We start from the raw sequence: 19,291 nt of genomic DNA on the forward strand, positions 1-19,291 counted from the left end.
AAAAAAATACCAGCAATAAGCTGGTATTTTAAAGAGGTTAGTCTTGCGGTTCACTTAGTATTTTACGTTATCGTTGTATTGAGCAAGAATGGATTGAATTTCATCCATGGTTTCTTTCGGTGGCGGGTTTACGCCTTCGAGTGGGTATTCTAAGCCTAACGCTTCCCACTTATGAGCCCCTAATTTGTGGTAAGGAAGTAACTCGACCTTTTCGATGTTATCCATGTCTTTAATAAATTCACCAAGCATGTGTGCTGCTTCTGGGTCATCTGTGTAACCAGGCACGACGACATAGCGAATCCATGTTTTCTTTCCGATTTTTTGCAAGTAACGAGCAAAGTCCAATGTGCGTCGGTTGGATACACCGATGAGATCTTGGTGCACTTCGTCTTTCATGTGTTTGATGTCAAGCATGACTAAGTCTGTTGCATCCAGTACTTCATCGATAACATCAGTGTGCTTACGAACATAACCGTTAGTATCTAGACATGTATGAATGCCTTCGGTTTTAGCTGCGCGGAAAAAATCACGTACGAATTCCGGTTGAAGCATCGCTTCGCCGCCAGAACAAGTAACGCCACCACCTGATGCATTCATGAAGTGGCGGTAACTTTTCGCTTCGGAAATGATTTCTTCAACCGTGACTTCTTTGCCATCATGCGTGTCCCAAGTATCGCGGTTATGGCAATACTTACAGCGCATTAAACAACCTTGCAAGAAGACGATAAATCGAATACCAGGTCCGTCTACGGTACCACATGACTCAAATGAGTGAATACGACCAGCTGTTGACATCTTTTGCTCTCATTACTAGTAAATTCTAGCTGTTATTTTATTACAAAAAGCAGGGTTAAAACAGCTTTGTCGGTACTAAAGGCAAGGTTATTTGAAGAAAGAAAATAGATGGAGCCAATCTGCATAAACGCTTGAACACGAGGTGGTTAATACCTACCCCGAGAACTTGCCGTGTATCTAGATTGACTTCGATGCTGGGATAATCCAGTTTTTAGAAAAAGGCGAACACGGAGAACGAGCCTGTCCCATAAACATCGGTTTGGGCTTCTTCATAATCCGGTGTTTTAATTGTAAAGGTGATGCTTGCACCGTAATTTTGGTTGTACCAAGATACTCCCGCGACGGCACTTGCTTGCCAATTTTGCAGTGTGACGTCGTATGGCGCTGACGGTTCAGGAATGCCAGGACGATCTCCTTCGATAGTCATGTCATTAAAGCGGTAACGACCTTCAAACCCGGTGAACAAGAACCAACTCGACGTGTTCTGAGCGATCATACTTGCTGAGAAAGGGCTTTCGACACTGATATTGGCGGCTCCGATGCTATTCGCTAGGTTTGTACCCCAACGAAACATGACGCCTTGAGAGACATCACTACGGAAGTTACCCGCATTGATGTCGTTAATGTTGGTGATCTCCCATTGTGTTTTTTGTTCTTCGCTGCGCATCAATTTGTTAAATACGCGGTAACCAAGGCTGAACGCCACTTTATCTTCAATCTGGTAATCCCAACCTTGAGGGTCCGTCGATCCTGTTATGCCGTGAACGATTTCTTGCGCCTTTTCTGATAGCGAACTTTCACCCGTAGTTCCTATGGTGAAATTGTACCGTACAGCTTTGTCACTCGTTAGGGAAAGGTAGTTGATTTCGGTGTGTAGGTAACCGGCATATGGGCGATCATTGATTAGTGGATAATCGGCTTCAATGTCGCTTGGAGTCCACATCTTGTGGCCAAGAACCAACTCTATTTTATCGATATTGGCGTGCTCTGAGTTAGCTAGACTCAGCCATTTCCATTGGCTTTCTTGTGTCAGTTGGTCTGTCGCGTAAGAAAGGAAAACACCATTCGTATAGTCTTGATCGACGCCAAAAATACCATCGTTGTCGATGGTAAAAGAAACCGTAGACTTAGTGGATGCTATTGCAACTGGAGAAAGAAGGGTAAGAATAATTAATTTACTAAATCTCATAGACTTTATTTGCTAACTTTTTTCGCATCATACGTAAGAATGCGGGCAAAAGTCTTTCGCGATATCACAACTTTCATTCAAGAAATAAAAAAAGGCTGATGCTACTTAGCATCAGCCTTTGTTGTACTACTAGAACGTTATTTCGCTATAGTCTTATAGAGACTCAGTGAATGTACGCGCGATTACGTCAGCTTGTTGCTCTGCAGTTAGAGAGTTGAAGCGAACAGCGTAACCAGATACACGGATTGTTAGCTGAGGGTATTTCTCTGGGTGCTTAACTGCGTCTTCTAGAGTTTCACGGTTAAGAACGTTCACGTTTAGGTGTTGACCACCTTCGATACCCGCTTCGTGGTGGAAGTAACCATCCATAAGACCAGCAAGGTTAGCGCGTTGTGAACCCTCATCTTTACCTAGTGCGTTAGGTACGATAGAGAATGTGTAAGAGATACCATCTTGTGCGTCAGCAAACGGCAGTTTAGCAACTGAAGTTAGTGATGCTACAGCACCTTTCTCGTCACGACCGTGCATTGGGTTTGCACCTGGAGCAAATGGAGCACCAGCACGACGACCGTCAGGCGTGTTACCAGTTTTCTTACCGTAAACCACGTTTGAAGTGATAGTAAGAATTGACTGAGTAGGGATTGCATCACGGTAAGTCTTAAGCTTACGGATTTTGCCCATAAATACAGAAACAAGTTCACATGCAATGTCATCAACGCGTGGGTCGTTGTTACCGAATTTAGGGTAATCGCCTTCGATTTCGAAGTCGATTGCTAGACCGTCTTCGTCACGAATTGGCTTAACTTTTGCGTATTTAATTGCAGATAGTGAGTCAGCCGCAACAGATAGACCAGCAATACCACAAGCCATAGTACGTTTAACGTCACGGTCGTGTAGAGCCATTAGTGCCGCTTCGTAGCTGTACTTATCGTGCATGAAGTGGATAGCGTTTAGTGCAGTCACATATTGTTTCGCTAGCCAATCCATGAAGTGGTCCATTTTCTCCCACAGTTCATCGTAGTTAAGAACATCGCCTTCGATCTTAGGCATTTGCGGGCCAACTTGGATTTTTAGCTTCTCATCCACACCACCGTTGATGGTGTAAAGCATTGTTTTCGCAAGGTTCGCACGAGCACCGAAGAACTGCATTTGCTTACCAACAACCATTGGAGATACACAACATGCGATCGCGTAGTCGTCAGAGTTCATGTCTGGACGCATTAGGTCGTCATTTTCGTACTGAATAGAAGAAGTATCGATAGATACTTTCGCACAGAACTTCTTGAAGCCTTCAGGTAGTTGCTCAGACCAAAGAACAGTGATGTTTGGCTCTGGAGAAGGACCCATAGTGTATAGTGAGTTTAGGAAACGGAAGTTTGTACGAGTAACTAGCGTACGACCGTCAAGACCCATACCACCCATAGACTCAGTTGCCCAGATAGGGTCGCCAGAGAATAGATCATCGTACTCAGGAGTACGTAGGAAACGAACCATACGTAGTTTCATTACGAAGTGGTCGATCATTTCCTGAGCTTGTTCTTCAGTTAGCTTACCAGCCGCGATATCACGTTCGATGAAGATGTCTAGGAACGTAGAAGTACGACCTAGAGACATAGCCGCACCGTTTTGAGATTTAACAGCAGCTAGGTAACCGAAGTAAGTCCACTGAATAGCTTCTTGCGCAGTTTCAGCAGGACGAGAAATATCACAACCGTATTTTGCAGCCATTTCTTTGATTTGACCTAGAGCACGGTGTTGCTCTGCGATCTCTTCACGAAGCTGCATTGTCATTTGTAGGTCTTCGCCGTTCTCAAAACGCTCTTGTAGAGAAGAGAACTGCGCGAATTTATCCTTCATTAGGAAGTCAATACCGTATAGAGCAACACGACGGTAGTCACCGATGATACGACCACGACCGTATGCATCTGGAAGACCAGTCAGTACGCCAGATTTACGACACGCCATGATTTGAGGAGTGTAGATATCGAAAACGCCTTGGTTGTGAGTTTTACGGTATTCTGTGTAGATTTTTTTAACTTGTGGGTCTAGCTCGCGGTCGTAGGCTTTGCATGAACCTTCAACCATGCGGATACCACCGTTAGGGATGATCGCACGTTTTAGAGGAGCGTCAGTTTGAAGACCTACGATAGTTTCTAGGTCTTTTTCGATGTAGCCTGCATCGTGAGCAGTGATGGTAGAGATAACTGAAGTATCAAAATCAACAGGAGCGTGAGTCGCGTTCTCTTGTTTGATGCCTTCCATTACCTTAGCCCAAAGCTTGTTAGTCGCTTCAGTACCTTCAGAAACTAGGAAAGATTCGTCGCCTTCGTACGGAGTGTAGTTCTTCTGAATGAAATCACGAACGTTTACTTCGTTTTGCCAGTCGCCTGCAGCAAAACCTTCCCAAGCTTTAGCAAATTGCTCTGCCATGACATACCTACCTTTTTAGTAGAAAAAAATACGTACTGCTTCGCCGTTGAGCCAGCTATCCCCAGATAAAAGAGGGGAACAGTACACTCTTATGAATAACAATATTTATAGTCTTAAATTTACGTATTCGATTTACAAAACTATAAATATTGTCACTAGTTTTAACGTTTCTCTTTTTAAGCAACAGTTAGAGGTTAAACTAAAATTTTTTTGCAAACCTTAAACTAAATCAATAAATCCTCAAAAATCTCGATAAAAATGGGGTAGCGACGAGCGCTACCCACAAATTTCTGGACTGCTAGCTTATAGCCAAGCTTGGATGCCATACTGGCCTTCAAGCATACCAACTGCAAGCATAGCAACTAAACAGATAACGAGCACGCTTACTGGGATCACAATCTTGTCTACAAATGATAGGCGAGACGCGCGCTCTTTATCTCCAATTAAACCGTTGTTATCTAAAAGCATAGTTAGTGCCCAAGCTAGAACTGGGTTAACAACGGCAGAACCAAAGATACAGATACCTGCTGCTTGTGAGTCTTTTGAGTCCTTCACCATCTGCATGCCAGCTTCAAGCAGTGGTAGAGATACACCAACGAGAAGAGCAACGCGCATAACTGGAGGCCATACTGCAACGTCCATAGGAAAACCAAGGATTGCAACAATAATACATAGAGAGCCTAGTAAGATGGCACCAGCAGGAATAGGGCGTTTCGCGATTGCAGCAGGGATCATGTAAGTCCCCCAAGATGATGTGATGTTACCACCACCCACTGCAGTACCGACCATTTGGCGAACGGAACACATTGTCATTGTGTCATCAACGTCCATCAGCACTTTCTCACTCTTACGTGGGTAGTTCATCTCTTGGAAGATACGGTGACCCAAGAAGTCAGGTGACCACATTGCTACCGCAAGAATGGCGAATGGTAGTGAAGCGATGAAGTGTTCCATATTAGGAAGACCAAGCATCCAACCTTCTTCTGTTGAACCCCACCAGTAGATTGGATTTAGGTTTGGAAGGCCTGTCTCGGTTACGAATTTAATATCGAAGCCTGCGCCAAGAGCAAGTGCGATTGCAAGCCCAGTGAAGGCACAAACAGGGATCGCTAGCCAGCGTTTGTTCACTTTAGCAAGGAACGCGTATAAGCCAATGGTAACCGCAAGAACAATTAGACCGATGTAACCCATGCTACCAGCGGCAACCGTATCGGATTGCAAACCAACAGCCCAAGCTTGAATAGAGTTAATTTGGCTCATGGTTCCGGTTAAACCTAAGAAAATAAGAAGGCCACCAGCCGTACCTTCAGAGGTGAGGTTAACCAGTTTTGACCCACCTTTTAAGAGGCTCAAAATCAAACCAAACACACCAATGAGAATTGCTAATGCAAGAGGGTGAGCACCAGCAAGAGCGATGGTACCAATAAGAGGGATCATTGGGCCGTGGTTGCCTGCTAGGTTGGCTTTAGGGTTAATAAAACCAGAGGCAAGTACACAGAAAAGAAGTGCAGGGATGAGCATTTCTACACGCGCAACTTCGATAGCAAAGTCCTTGCCTAAGTTTACGTGGTCCCATGCTGCAGTAAGACCTTCAGCCCAAGACATCATTACCGCAGAGTACATTGCGATAATACCGATAGTACCAGCAAGCGCTGGAACAAGGTCTTCAAGCTCAAAGCGGAAGTCACGACCTGGCAAGTTCAAGCCAAAACGACGTGGTTTCATAATTTGTAGTTCGTGGTCTAGGTAGTCTGAACGGCTTGCGAACTCAGATGCTGGACGATGAAGCTCACGGTAGCTCTTGGTCTCGATATCTGAATCAGAGTGCGTTTTGTTAACTGCGTCTGACATAGATTCCTCATATATTTAAAAGTTATGAATTCTTCATTCAATTGTGTTAATCCGCATCCTGCGGCACGCTTATGCTAGCTATTGTTAGATTTGTTACACGTCGACACTGTGCCTAAGCATAGCTAATAACTTATTGTGTTGAGGCACAAAAAAAGCCTCATCTTTTGGCAGGAGTCTAGCAAGATAGCCATTTAGGGTGATTGATTTAGATCACTTTAAGAATGGTTGTGAAATAAAACTACAGAAAGTTTCTGGCATGCGAATGAGATGCGGAAATCTTGTGTAATTTCATTACACAAGTTGCATAAAATTAGAACTTTTTGTTCTTTTGCACGAGATGCAGACTAAATGTCAATATTCACGATAATTATATAAAGCTGGCTTTATTCTTGCTTTGGACAGAGCAAAGACAATTTTTTGGCTAATCATTGCCGCTCAGTTTAGGAAAAAGACATGAAACAGCTTAAAGTACTGCCACTAGTGGCAATCATCTCAGGGTTAATGGTCGGTTGCGGCGGCGGTGGCGGCGGTGGCGGTGGTGCAGCGCCGAAAACTGCGTTTACTTTTGATTTTGCTATACCAACAACAATGACTGAAAGTGAAGCAACTACGAAAGGTTGTACTGTATATGACCACAAAACTGAGCTGAACGGCGATAAAACGGTTTTAACCTATAGTGCAGCGTCAAAAGAGCAAGTGACCAACTATGTTATCGGTTACTACTCTGATGCCGATGGCAAAAGATCCGGAGACATTATCAAACCTACCACTGATAACTTTAAGTTTTATCTTGAAGATATCCCTGACGGCGGCTTTGTAACGTTTCAAGCAATAGAATTTAACGGCAAAGAAGCTCGCGTAAACACGTTTTCAAAAGAGTTCTTGCAAGATAAGAAACTACGTAATGCTACTTTTGCACTAAACCGAGACTCTTTGAACAAATGCTTTACTGGCGGTAACTTAGCAAGCAATAAGTTTACTAACTTAGATTACCGAAACGCTGAATCAGGTGGCGGAGATTACAACTTTGTCTCGCAAACCGATATTTTCACGTCTCCGAACCCTGATATGTTGCCTACTGATGAACTGATGGGGCTTAAAGGTGAACCAACGGCATTGTTTCAATATGAATCAGGTTCAAGCGACAAAGCGCTTTACCAATATGGTATTGGTTCGTGGGGAACTGATGAGATAGCCTTAGTTAGAGCGGATAATACGTCAAACATTTATTCGTCTTCTGACTATACTTACGACTCGCTTAACATTGGCTTTGTTACTAACGGCTTTGCATATGACGCGTTGAAGCTGGATAAAACGGCCGTTGAATATAATCGCCCTAGTGCAACGAATAAAGAAACTTGGGTATACATGGCGTTCTCAGAGAATCAAGTTAATGGTTGGGAGTCTCTACTTAACGAAACGATCTCTGACGGATGGGATATTGACGTTGATCCGAGTGCTTACTTAAATATTGATAACCTGCCGAACACAAAGCCAAGTGTATCAACGCAAGGAAGTGCAGAGTCCGTGATTGATCTGGACATGGGCTTAACATCGTCTACTGAAGGCTTTACTCGTGTCGCTTACTTTGCAACTTCAGGCGACTACAGAGTCACACATCGCATTTTCACAACAAGTGATAGTGATTCTGTTGTTGTTCCAGAATTACATTACTACAACTTCCCAACATCGGCCGTTAACGGTTTGAAAGTTTCAGCTTCGGACGATTTTAATCGCACTGCTTTGGTAGTGAATGAAGATAGTAATATTGATTCTAAAGTTTTCATGAGCTTCTTCTCCAATGGTGAAGCGTCAGAGCCTGAACTAGATGAAGACCTAGATGGCATCATTACTTCTGAAAAAGAAGGCTTAGAAAATGAAGTGACATTACGTACTTCAAACTCGTTGGTAGTCAGTCGTTTTAATTAATTCATTGCGACCTCGAATAGGTTTCAATTAACACTTTTGTAAATTTATTAAGCCCCTTTGGAAGGGGCTTTTTTATATTTAATATTCAACTTTTGAAGAATATGTTGCTATATATTGCATATTAATTTGTCTATCGTATCTTTCTATTCGAATTATTTAGGTTAATAATTTGTTGCAAGTTTCAAAGGGCGGTGCTAATTTGTTCCGAATTAGAGAGGGCGGAGTCCCTTAATTGCAGTGACAAAAACACAGGGAGTAGGGCGCATGAATGATGTACCAGCGCTAGATATAAAAGACCTGCACAAAACATTTGGACAAAATGAAGTTTTAAAAGGCATTTCACTTGCCGCGCACAAAGGAGATGTTATCTCCATCATTGGCTCTTCCGGCTCAGGTAAGAGTACCTTTCTCAGATGTATCAACTTGCTAGAAACGCCCACCGCGGGCGAAATTTGGGTAAATGGTGAATTAATCCAAATGAAGAACAACAGAGCAGGTGAATCTGTTCCTGCTAATGAAAAGCAAGTCCAACGTATTCGTTCACGCCTGGCAATGGTTTTCCAAGGTTTCAACCTCTGGTCTCACCTAACCGTACTAGAAAACGTGATTGAGGCGCCTGTTCATGTCTTAGGCGTGCCAAAAGCTCAAGCGATTGAAAACGCAGAAGTCTTGCTTAAGAAAGTAGGCCTATATGAGCGTAAAGACTATTACCCTGGGCACTTATCTGGCGGCCAGCAGCAACGTGCAGCTATTGCCCGTGCGCTAGCAGTTGACCCAGAGGTGATGTTGTTTGACGAGCCAACTTCTGCGCTTGACCCAGAACTTGTAGGAGAAGTTCTGGGGGTAATGAGAGATTTGGCAGATGAAGGGCGAACTATGCTGGTGGTCACGCACGAAATGGCGTTTGCGCGTGACGTATCAAACCATGTGATGTTTTTACATCAAGGCTTAGTGGAAGAACAGGGAAATCCAGCTAAGCTATTTACAAACCCGGATTCAGAACGATTACAGCAGTTTATCTCATCCATTTACTAATATTTGTTAGGCGGCAGACTATTGCCTCCTAAGCCAACACAACAAACAAAACGAAATAAAATAGCAATCACAGGAGTATGGAAATGAAAAAGTGGTTATTAGCAGCAACGATTGCTGCAACGGCAGTATCAGGTGTTGCCCAAGCGAAAGAATGGAAAACAGTTCGCTTTGGTATCGAAGGTGCTTACCCTCCGTTTAGCTGGACAGAAACTGATGGCTCAATAAAAGGCTTTGACGTAGACATGGCAAATGCACTCTGTGAAGAGATGCAAGTGAAGTGCAAAATCGTCGCTCAAGATTGGGATGGTATTATTCCTTCTCTGCTTGCACGTAAGTACGATGCCATCATCGCAGCAATGTCTATCACTGAAGAGCGCAAGAAAAAAGTCGATTTCACTGGCAAGTACGCACAAATTCCAAATAAATTTATCGCTAAGAAAGGTGCGGGTCTAGATTTTGATAATCTTAAAGATGTCAAAATTGGCGTGCAACGTGCGACGACACATGACAAGTACTTAACTGACAACTACGGCGATGATGTTGAAATTGTGCGTTATGGCTCTTTTGATGAAGCGTATCTTGATCTAGAAAATGGTCGAATTGCTGCCGTTTTAGGTGATGCTTCTGCTCTAGAAGAGGGTGTGATCAACAAAGCAGGTGGCGAAGCTTATGAGTTTGTTGGACCATCGTTAACCGATCCAAAATGGTTTGGCGAAGGTATGGGTATCGCTGTTCGTAAACAAGACAAAGATCTAACGAAGAAACTCGACGCAGCAATTATTTCACTACGTGAGAAAGGTGTTTACCAAGAAATTGCTGGTAAATACTTTAACTACGATGTGTACGGTGAATAAACCGTAATTAAGCGACCGTTGGCTTGTTCCTAGAAGTAGTCAACGGTCGATTTTTTGAGTTTAGGGATTAGGAACTCACCTATGCTAGATTTACAAGGATACGAAGCTTCGATTTTGAAAGGAGCTTTAGTAACAATAGAAGTTGCAGTGCTTTCACTCATTCTCGCCATGGTCTTAGGCATGCTTGGCGCATTAGCTAAGTTAGCGCCTTACAAATGGGCAAGGGCGATTGCCACTCTTTACACCACCGTCATTCGCGGCATTCCAGATTTGGTTCTGATGATGCTAATTTTCTTTGGTGGACAAATACTTTTAAATAACAGCCTTTACTCCATCAACGAAACGCTCAACGAGTGGTTTGCCTCGAGTGATCCAAACCATGAATGGACGTCTTACTTACCTGATTATATTGATGTCAGCCCATTTATAGCTGGTGTACTCACGATTGGTTTTATCTTTGGCGCCTACATGGCGGAGACTTTTCGTGGAGCGATCATGGCGGTGGACAAGGGTGAATTAGAAGCGGCGAAAGCTTATGGGATGAGTTCTGCTTTATCGTTTAGAAGAATCTTACTTCCTCAGATGATTCGTCATGCATTACCTGGATTTGGTAATAACTGGTTAGTGTTACTTAAGACCACAGCGTTAGTTTCCATTATTGGTCTGGATGACATGGTGAGAATGAGCTCATTGGCAGCAGGTACAACGAAAATGCCGTTCACCTTTTACATGGCTGTCGCGCTCATCTTTCTATTTTTTACCAGCGTTTCGACCGGGCTACTCAAGCTTGTTGAGCGTAAGTTCAGTATTCATGCGAGGTAAGTTATGGACTTTTCTTTGATTATTGAAAGCTTTCCAACTTATCTTCAGGGACTTTGGACAACAGTTTGGTTAGTGGGATTAGCGTTGGTTATTGGCTTGTGTGTCTCTATCCCATTAGCCGTGGCACGTAATAGTACCAATTACGCTCTAAGCTTACCTTCTTGGGGATTCATTTACTTTTTCCGTGGAACGCCGCTATTGGTTCAGCTGTATTTGATTTACTACGGCATGGATCAGTTTTTCCCTGTGAAAGATACCTTGTGGGAGAACGCTTGGTTCTGTGCTTTGGTCGCTTTTATTCTTAATACATCGGCTTACACCGCAGAAATTATTCGTGGTGCGATTAATGGTTTGCCGAAAGGTGAGGTGGAAGCTGCGAAAGCCTATGGCATGAGTAAGTTTATGACATACAGACGTATTATCTTGCCGAGTGCATTGCGTCGAGCATTACCAGCTTATTCCAACGAGGTCATATTTATGCTGCACGGAAGTGCAGTCGCGGGCATCGTTACCATCATGGATTTAACTGGTGCTGCGCGTCTAGTAAACTCGCGCTACTATGCACCATTTGAGTCTTTCCTGACGGCGGGGCTGTTCTACATGGCACTGACGTTTATAATCTTGTGGTGTTTCAAAGTGGCAGAGAAGCGTTTCTTAGCTTATCTGCGTCCTTTAAGCTAATTATCAATAGAGGCAATAGCACCGGAGTGGGTGCTATTGCTTTTGATAATTTTGTTATCTTCATTCCTATTTTTCCTACCGATACAAAAGACTATTTCTTTTTATTCATGTGCTTACATTAATATTTGATAAACTCATTGTTTAGTAAGTAAAAATGAAAAAAACAATTCTATCGTTGGGCATTGCCGCCTTAGCCACAGGATGTGGTGGGGGAGAGGGAGAATCACAACCTAATGCTCAAGTAAAACCAACGCAAGCTCCAGTTCAACAAGCTCTTGAAACTGGTAATGCACTGCTCGTTTCTGACCCGAGCGAATTCATTCGTAAAAGTCGTCAGGTTGTAGAAGCTCACAAGATGCAGTCGAATACGATCAAATCTGCAATTGCGAAAAACCTTTCAGGTCTTTATTGGGATCCAACCCATGATGCCGCGATCTTGGCACCTCAGTATGGCTTCAACGACACCATCTTGATGACCAATAAGGCCATGGCAAGCGGTTACAAAGATCAAGCTCTGTCAATTGGCGTTGCCGGGGAAAAGTCTAATGGTCAACGTTACGCACTATTAGGTAGTAACCCATTTAGAACGGCACAACGTTTTCCCGACTCTTCCAACGCAGCGATGACGAAATGGTTAAGTAACCTGGTCACTTGGTTGTCGGGCGGAGTTACTTCAAACGTCGTCATCGCGCAAATGGATCAGTCTTATTACTTTCCGGATGAGCAAGCGACTCGGAATTGGCTGAAAGACAATGTTTCACAAGAGTTGGCGTTTAACGAGGCCAACCTATGCGATGGTTCGAAGCTACTTAGCTGCTTGCAAACCAATACTCCAAACTTATTGATCTTGTCACAGCATCTGCAATCTGGAGATACCAACAAACCAGTACTCGAAGCTTTGGAATACGCTGAGCAAGCCCAAATTCCTGTTCTATACCTGCATTGGGATGGAGGACTAACTGATCTTGGCCAAGACATTTTGGAAAAATTCCATGTTGATTATGTGGGAGATAACTATTGGCGTAAGTTAGGCTTGGTCGACTGGGAACCTTCATCGTTGATGAACGTTGTGCCGGACTCTGTCATCACACAACAAGCGCTGTTGTCTCGTTTTGAATCTCAAAATTTCAACGTTGACTTGTCAAAGTGTGATGACAAATCCTGCCCTGACACTGCGAATATGGACAGTCAATTTTATGCAGGGGCAAACAGCATTCGCCATTGGTTGCAAAAGCTTGATGAACAAAAAGTAGATTTGTTTAATCAAAACGGCTACCAATACGAAAAACTCATGGTATTGCTGGCTGATCATTATCGTCAAACGGTTGTCTTCCCGATGGACAAACAATCAACCCAAACGACCGAATTCCTAAAGTCGTACTTTGCCGATTACGTGCAATACAACAGCCGAAGCGTAAACCCAAAACAACCAAATATGGGGAACTTCAGCCGTAGTGAGTTTAGCCCTGACATAAAGAGAATCAGCGCAACGATTAATATGGAATCAAAGCGTAACTTCCGTTCGGCTGGTGTGTATGCGCTTCCTGGGGAAACCTTTACGGTTAAACGTAATGACAGCAATGATGTGGCGACTAAGATTGTCATCAACACTTTAAGAAGTGGTGCAAATCATGAGTTCAGCGAAGATGGATACACGCGACCAAAACTGCTGACTTCATTTGCTTACGAAGTCAAAGCGGGTGAAACCATCACGCTGACTTCTCCTTATGGCGGCCCAGTACAGGTTCACTTTGACAAAAATGATGTTCCGGTTGAACTGAAATTTAATCATGTGGCACAGCATCCAGTTTGGAGAAGTGAGAAGGACAACGACGCTTTTATTCAACAGTTAGAAGCCAATTTATTCGATTGGGCTGAGCTGATCACTCCTGGGTTTGAAGTACACTCAAAGCGCGACAAAATGTTGGAGTCGGTCAACGATGAAATGTGGTCTACCCCTTCGGAAATGGCGCTTGCAACAGAAGAATATGTTCACAACTACCCGCATGTGCTGGCAGGTTTCCAAGGGCCGGGCATAGATGAAGTGCCTGAAATTATTCAATACGCCCAAAACCAAGGTTGGGAAATCGCCAATATTGATACAGTGAAGCACATGAACGCTGACCAAGCGACGTGTGGTTATGGTTGTTCGGGTAACCCTTACGATGCTTACTGGTCATTCAGCCCACTCGGTCACGGTGATTTACATGAGCTTGGTCATGGTTTAGAAAAAGGTCGATTCCGATTTTCAGGCTGGGAAGGGCATTCAACGACCAATTACTACTCGTATTACAGTAAGTCTCGTTTCTTCCAGAATACGGGAAAAGTTTCAACTTGCCAAAGCTTGGATTTCAAAGGCCAGTTTGAATTATTGCAAGCTAGCCGAACTCAAGCGGATCCAAACGCATACATGGCTGCGCAAAATCAAACCAGTTGGAGTTGGGGCGCTCGTGTTTACATTCAAATGATGATGGCGGCGCAGCATGAAGGTGTGCTTAAAAATGGTTGGCATTTATTGGCGCGCTTGCACCTGATTGAACGTGAGTTTAACCGCTTAAAATCGGACGACGCGCTTTGGGATGAGAGACGATTGAGCATTGGTTTTGCCAACTACTCTCGGGAAGAAGCAAATAGCATCTCGAACAACGACTGGTTGCTTATTGCTCTGAGCTACATCTCTCAGCGAGATATGACTAACTATCTCGATATGTGGGGGTTCTCGTTCACAGAAAAAGCGAAACAGCAGGTTGTGGCGCTGAATCTACCGCCGATGCCGCTCACTTACTTTGCAAGTAGTAATACAGGCTACTGTCTGAACGAATTTGCTCAAACACCGATAACTATTGATGGTCAAACGGTTTGGCCGCTGAATCAGTGATTAACTGGTAATTTGTATGAAAAGGGAGACAGAGTCTCCCTTTTTATTGGACTAAGCTTAGCGTTGAGTCTCGCTTATAGCTTTGCAATATATTACTTAAATGTTGACCAGATTGGTGCGTGATCTGAAGGCTTCTCGATACCACGAAGCTCATAGTCGATACCAGATTCAATACACTTTTCCGCTAGAGAAGGGGTTGCCAAAATGACATCAATTCGTAGGCCACGGTTATCATCAAAACCGCGAGAACGGTAGTCAAACCACGAAAATTGATCGTTCACCTCTGGGTATAGCTTACGGAAGGTGTCCACAAAGCCCCAGTCTAGTAAGGTTTTCAACCATTCGCGCTCTTCAGGTTGGAATGAACATTTACCTGTTTTTAGCCAACGTTTACGGTTTGGTTCGCCGATACCGATATCTGCATCAATAGGGCTGATGTTGATGTCACCCATAACAATCAATTGCTCGTCGTTATTGTGATGATCGTTTAGGTAGGTCATCAGATCTTTATAGAATTGGCGCTTGTATGGGAATTTGGTTTCGTGGCTGGTGTTATCCCCTTGAGGGAAATAGCCGTTTAGCACAGTGACCTTTTCGCCGTTTTCATTTAAAAACGTTGCCATGATCATGCGCTTTTGATGTTCCTCGTTATCCGTCGGGAACCCTTTTTGTACGTGTAGAGGCTCTTGCTTACAAAGCATTGCTACGCCGTAATGTGCTTTTTGACCATGGAAATACACTTTGTAGCCCATGGCTTCGACAGCTTCAATCGGGAATGCTTCATCGTGAACTTTAATTTCCTGAAGACCAATCACATCAGGTTGGTGTTTGTCGATTAGCGCTTGGAGTTGGTGCAGTCGCGCACGTAGTCCATTGATGTTAAAGCTGATTACTTTCATTATTTATCCTTTTGGGGGCGTACTTTTTTATGAATAGTATCATTGTGTAAGAGCACTGAAAATGAGTCTCGGTGAAAGGATTGAAACGCTCTGAGCTACTTTGCTTTTAATTTGTTTTCTAAGTCGTTTTGCACGATCTTTAAAGCGTTAAGCGCAACTTCTGGATCTATCTCATTGCTCTCAAGCAAATAGATTAAATCGACAGCCAGTTTGATCTCTTCAGGTGCGTCATCTAAAGGCGAGGTTGGTTGATCAGCCATTATTGATGTTTTTCCCTATGTGTAATTTGGTTCTCTAGCTTAAGAAGTGCTGTTTCACAACGCGCTAAACGTTGCTCGGTTGCTAGTAATACTTTTTGAGCGTCGGCACGCATAAAACTAGGAGCGCTTTCGACAGCACGTTCTTTTTCTAACACCATCTCGCGCAAGCGTCTTGCCCACTCTTGATGTTGAGCGAGCTCCTGATAAAGCACGTTGATAGGCTTACGGAAATGGCTGCTATGTTTGATTTCATTCTTACGAATTTTAGTGGTAGAAATCTCGCGTTGAATCGCACCGATTTGCGCCACTAACCGTTCAGTGAGGTACTCAGCACGCAAAGCGGTGAGCTTACCTTCATTTTGCTCACGCACAATCGCACCCAGCGTGGCTTTTGCTTCTTTTACGCAAGGAGTAAGTAAGCGAGAGCGGCAACCAAATAAACGCTCATCAAAAAGCGGAACATGATGTTCGCCTCTTTGACGGTCAAGAACAGCGGCTTGCTTCGCCATTTGTTCTAGATTTTCCTGGAGTTGAGAAATGTTCATGACAAACCTACAAACCATGCGTCATAAGCCAATTTAATGGCTAGTATGCTGACGGCAGTAACAAATACAGGACGAATGAATTTAGAACCAAATCTAATAGCGGAGTGCGCGCCAACAAAAGCACCAGCCATTAAACATACTCCCATTGTTAAGCCTAGCACCCAGTTGATATGTCCGAGGAATGCAAAAGTGATCAAAGAGGTAAAGTTACTGGTAAAGTTCATTGCTTTTGCTAAGCCAGAGGCGAGCAAGATATTCAGCCGGTACAGCGCCATTGAACTTACTGTCCAAAAAGCCCCAGTTCCAGGCCCTGCGAGTCCGTCGTAGAATCCTATGGATAAGCCTTGCATGTACTGTTTTTTATGAAGTTTTGGGCAAGGCTCGGGTATTGGACTTTGATGAGCAGAGTGGGGTGTTTTATGAAAAACGGTATACAACGCTGCCGCCAAAATAACAAGCGGCAATCCTTTTTCCAGCCAATCCGTACTAATCGCATCTACAAATAGCGTACCTAATGTCGCTCCGACGAGTGTTGCCACGAATGCACGCCTCCAGCATTGAGGTTTGAATAGACGTTTTTTGTAGTACGTAAATGCTGCAGTAGAAGAAGCAAAGGTAGCGGCAAGTTTATTGGTGCCTAGTGCAATATGAGGCGGCAAGCCTAGCGAAAGTAGAGCAGGTACGGTAAGCATGCCACCACCACCGGCAACTGCATCAATAAATCCTGCGACAAAAGCGACAAGCGCCAACACCAACAGCATGGTTGGCTCAATCATTTCCATAAATGGTGATTCTTCTAATATTCTATTTTACGTTTAAATGGAGGTAGTGAGTCGATTAAGGCTTGTCCGTATCGCTTAGTGACTAGGCGTCGATCAAGAATCGTTACTCTACCAGAATCTCTCTCTTTACGCAGTAAGCGACCTACGCTCTGGATCAGCTTTTTGCTTGCGTCTGGTACAGTTATTTGCATAAACGGGTTTCCTCCTTTTTTCTCAATGTATTCGGAATGAGCCTGCTCAACAGGGGAGGTTGGAACGCCAAATGGAATTTTTGTAATCACCAAGTTTTCAAGTAATTCGCCAGGTAAGTCTAGTCCCTCAGAGAAACTGCCAGTACCAAATAAGACGCTGGTTTTATTTGATTCTATTAGCTTTTTATGTTTTTTTAGAATTTCTTGACGTGAGCTTTCACCTTGAACTTGCAACGCCCAGCCTTTTTTTATGAACTCCGAAGAGAGTGCCTTCGCGACTTGGTTCATCTGCCAATAGGATGAGAATAATACTAAGTTGGCTTTCTTGTCTTCCAAGTACTTAGGCAATATCTCGATAAGATATTCAGTAAATTGAGGCGCTGGTGGTTCATATTTCATCGCAGGGATGAGCAATTCTGCCTGGTTTTGGTAATCGAATGGTGACGCAAGCGCTAAAAACTGAGTGCCTGATTCTGGTTTTCCATCAATACCAACCTGATGGCAAAAGTAATGGAAAGAGTTTAATGCACGCATCGTTGCGGAAACCAAAATGGCGCCAATACATCTGCTCCAAATCTGTTGGTCGAGTTGCCATCCAATTTCAAGTGGCGAAACACTCACAATGAAATCACCCTCGCGATCGGGGTGGGTTTCTAACCAGCGAGCTAAAGGCGCACCTTTTTCACGAGTTGGTTCAGCCATTAAATGCCATACTTGCGCTAGGTTTTCTAACCTTTGAATGTAGAAACCGAGCTCTGCAAGCGCTGGTTCAGCCAACCTTGTCGCAAGCTCCCCGTCTTTTACTCTTTCCGCAATAAGGTCGGCAATTTTTGCCACACTCTGATTTGCTTTTTTACTGAACTGTTTTAGTTCTTTGGATTGGTTCTCTAGCCACTCAGGTAGTTCACCGTGTTCGAAGCGGTAGATACCCTCTTCAAATTGAGCTGGGTCGAACTGTTTGGGCAATTGAGTCAGTGCCGGTATCAAGTTCTGAACCGCGTCTTGAAGGTCGTTGCGAAATCGAGCTACGCGTTTCTCGTCTGCGAGTGATGAAAACTTACTAATCGACTGATTTAACTTCTCAAGCCATGCTGCCGCACCTTTTAAACTCGCAGATGCTGAAGCATGGTCACGAGCGACGTGAGGTAAGTGATGTGCCTCGTCGAAGACGTATATTGTATTTTCTGGCTCAGGTAAAATCACGCCGCCACCTAAATCTGCGTCTGCCATGACGAGAGAGTGGTTAGCAATGATGACATCGTTTTTATCCAACTCTGAGCGCGCTTTTTGGAATGGGCAGCCGCGGTGGCCTGGTAAACTGTTATTGCAACTGTGTTTATCACTGACAATCAGTTGCCAAAGCTTATCGTCGATGGGTTTAGGCCAAGAATCACGGTCACCGTCCCATTTACCTTGCGCAAGAGAGCGATGCATTGTTTCTAACAGCTCTATATCTTTTTGCTTAGGTTTGGTTTCAAACATGGCTAACTGGCCACTATCAGCACCGCTAGCAGTGGCGAGCTTTTCTGCACAACAATAGCGTTGACGGCCTTTTGCCAAAATAAAAGAAAACTCTCGGTCGGTAATCCGACGAAAAAGAGGGAGGTCTTTATTTATGAGCTGCTCTTGCAGAGCGACGGTCGCCGTTGAGATAACCACTTTCCTATTGTTATGTACAGCCACGGGAATGGTCGCCATTAGATAAGAGAGCGATTTACCAATTCCAGTCCCTGCTTCTGCAACGAGTATTCGGTTAGATTTGTGATACTGACCGCACAGCGTTTTTGCAATCTCTGCAACAAGGTAGTTTTGTGCTCTTCTAGGCACAAAGTTATCAAGTTGATCTTGAAGGTTTTGATAGCTATTACGAATCGATTTTTGAATGTTACTGGTCAGCATACGGGCCTCAAATGCGTTGGAGGCGAATAGTAGCACACATCACTAGTTGTACAGTAGTTCACAAAACGGAATGCTTTTATAAGGAATGTAGATCTCCTTCACAAAAAAATATTGAACCTTATCTTAATGAAATTAATTTCATTATATGAAAAATATAAAACTCCAACTTGGTCTGATTTGTGGGTTTTTATTCTTTTTTTTGTTTTTTTAAATTTACTTATTGGATTAAAAAACCATTTGTTAATAATTTT

At 43.7% G+C, this 19,291-nt stretch carries 15 protein-coding genes; 6 read left to right on the top strand and 9 right to left on the bottom strand.

All coding sequences use genetic code 11. The annotated features are described in order from the left end of the window. Positions 1-54: 54 nt before the first annotated feature. From pflA to R7E78_RS04445, 4 genes are all read right to left on the bottom strand, one after another. The gene (gene pflA, locus R7E78_RS04430; RefSeq protein ID WP_005387854.1) at positions 55-795 is read right to left on the bottom strand and encodes a pyruvate formate lyase 1-activating protein; all 741 of its coding nucleotides are present in this window, start codon (positions 793-795) and stop codon (positions 55-57) included. A 211-nt stretch (positions 796-1,006) separates the two neighbouring features. After that, positions 1,007-1,984, bottom strand: coding sequence for a lipid A deacylase LpxR family protein (locus R7E78_RS04435; protein ID WP_005378443.1), 978 nt, complete (start codon positions 1,982-1,984; stop codon positions 1,007-1,009). A 153-nt stretch (positions 1,985-2,137) separates the two neighbouring features. Further along, a complete protein-coding gene (gene pflB, locus R7E78_RS04440; RefSeq protein ID WP_005378442.1) occupies positions 2,138-4,414 on the bottom strand; it encodes a formate C-acetyltransferase in 2,277 nt (758 codons plus the stop codon). A 303-nt stretch (positions 4,415-4,717) separates the two neighbouring features. Then, complete coding sequence (locus R7E78_RS04445; protein WP_005378441.1) at positions 4,718-6,265, bottom strand: DUF3360 family protein; 1,548 nt, start codon at positions 6,263-6,265, stop codon at positions 4,718-4,720. Between the two features lie 453 nt (positions 6,266-6,718). Between R7E78_RS04445 and R7E78_RS04450 the strand changes: the two genes are divergently transcribed. The 6 genes from R7E78_RS04450 to R7E78_RS04475 all read left to right on the top strand — a co-directional run bounded on the left by R7E78_RS04450 (position 6,719) and on the right by R7E78_RS04475 (position 14,464). Beyond that, on the top strand, positions 6,719-8,194 hold the full coding sequence (locus tag R7E78_RS04450) for a 54K polar flagellar sheath protein A (protein ID WP_318057689.1): 1,476 nt from the start codon (positions 6,719-6,721) through the stop codon (positions 8,192-8,194). A gap of 264 nt (positions 8,195-8,458) precedes the next feature. Further along, positions 8,459-9,229, top strand: a complete 771-nt coding sequence (locus R7E78_RS04455; RefSeq protein WP_005378438.1) for an ABC transporter ATP-binding protein — start codon at positions 8,459-8,461, stop codon at positions 9,227-9,229. An 83-nt stretch (positions 9,230-9,312) separates the two neighbouring features. Then, complete coding sequence (locus R7E78_RS04460) at positions 9,313-10,083, top strand: ABC transporter substrate-binding protein (protein ID WP_005378437.1); 771 nt, start codon at positions 9,313-9,315, stop codon at positions 10,081-10,083. 81 nt (positions 10,084-10,164) lie between these two features. Then, positions 10,165-10,905: an ABC transporter permease gene (locus R7E78_RS04465; protein WP_005378436.1), complete on the top strand. Its 741-nt coding sequence runs from the start codon at positions 10,165-10,167 to the stop codon at positions 10,903-10,905. Positions 10,906-10,908: 3 nt separating this feature from the next. Beyond that, the gene (locus tag R7E78_RS04470; protein WP_042522121.1) at positions 10,909-11,586 is read left to right on the top strand and encodes an ABC transporter permease; all 678 of its coding nucleotides are present in this window, start codon (positions 10,909-10,911) and stop codon (positions 11,584-11,586) included. 154 nt (positions 11,587-11,740) lie between these two features. Continuing rightward, complete coding sequence (locus R7E78_RS04475; protein ID WP_318057690.1) at positions 11,741-14,464, top strand: ImpA family metalloprotease; 2,724 nt, start codon at positions 11,741-11,743, stop codon at positions 14,462-14,464. 92 nt (positions 14,465-14,556) lie between these two features. Here R7E78_RS04475 and xthA read toward each other — a convergent pair whose 3' ends face one another. The 5 genes from xthA to dinG all read right to left on the bottom strand — a co-directional run bounded on the left by xthA (position 14,557) and on the right by dinG (position 19,040). Then, the gene (xthA, locus tag R7E78_RS04480) at positions 14,557-15,363 is read right to left on the bottom strand and encodes an exodeoxyribonuclease III (RefSeq protein ID WP_318057691.1); all 807 of its coding nucleotides are present in this window, start codon (positions 15,361-15,363) and stop codon (positions 14,557-14,559) included. A gap of 95 nt (positions 15,364-15,458) precedes the next feature. Further along, positions 15,459-15,623 carry a pleiotropic regulatory protein RsmS gene (rsmS, locus tag R7E78_RS04485; RefSeq protein ID WP_005378432.1) on the bottom strand — a complete coding sequence of 55 codons (165 nt, stop codon included), beginning with the start codon at positions 15,621-15,623 and terminating at the stop codon, positions 15,459-15,461. Further along, complete coding sequence (locus R7E78_RS04490; RefSeq protein WP_017820026.1) at positions 15,623-16,168, bottom strand: primosomal replication protein; 546 nt, start codon at positions 16,166-16,168, stop codon at positions 15,623-15,625. Before R7E78_RS04490 ends, rsmS begins: the two co-directional genes overlap by 1 nt. Then, positions 16,165-16,950 (bottom strand): sulfite exporter TauE/SafE family protein, encoded by a 786-nt coding sequence (locus R7E78_RS04495; protein WP_115385848.1) that lies wholly within the window; start codon positions 16,948-16,950, stop codon positions 16,165-16,167. Before R7E78_RS04495 ends, R7E78_RS04490 begins: the two co-directional genes overlap by 4 nt. A 14-nt stretch (positions 16,951-16,964) precedes the next feature. Then, positions 16,965-19,040 carry an ATP-dependent DNA helicase DinG gene (gene dinG / locus R7E78_RS04500; RefSeq protein WP_318057692.1) on the bottom strand — a complete coding sequence of 692 codons (2,076 nt, stop codon included), beginning with the start codon at positions 19,038-19,040 and terminating at the stop codon, positions 16,965-16,967. Between the last annotated feature and the right edge of the window lie 251 nt (positions 19,041-19,291).

This window comes from Vibrio sp. YT-19(2023), assembly GCF_033337395.1.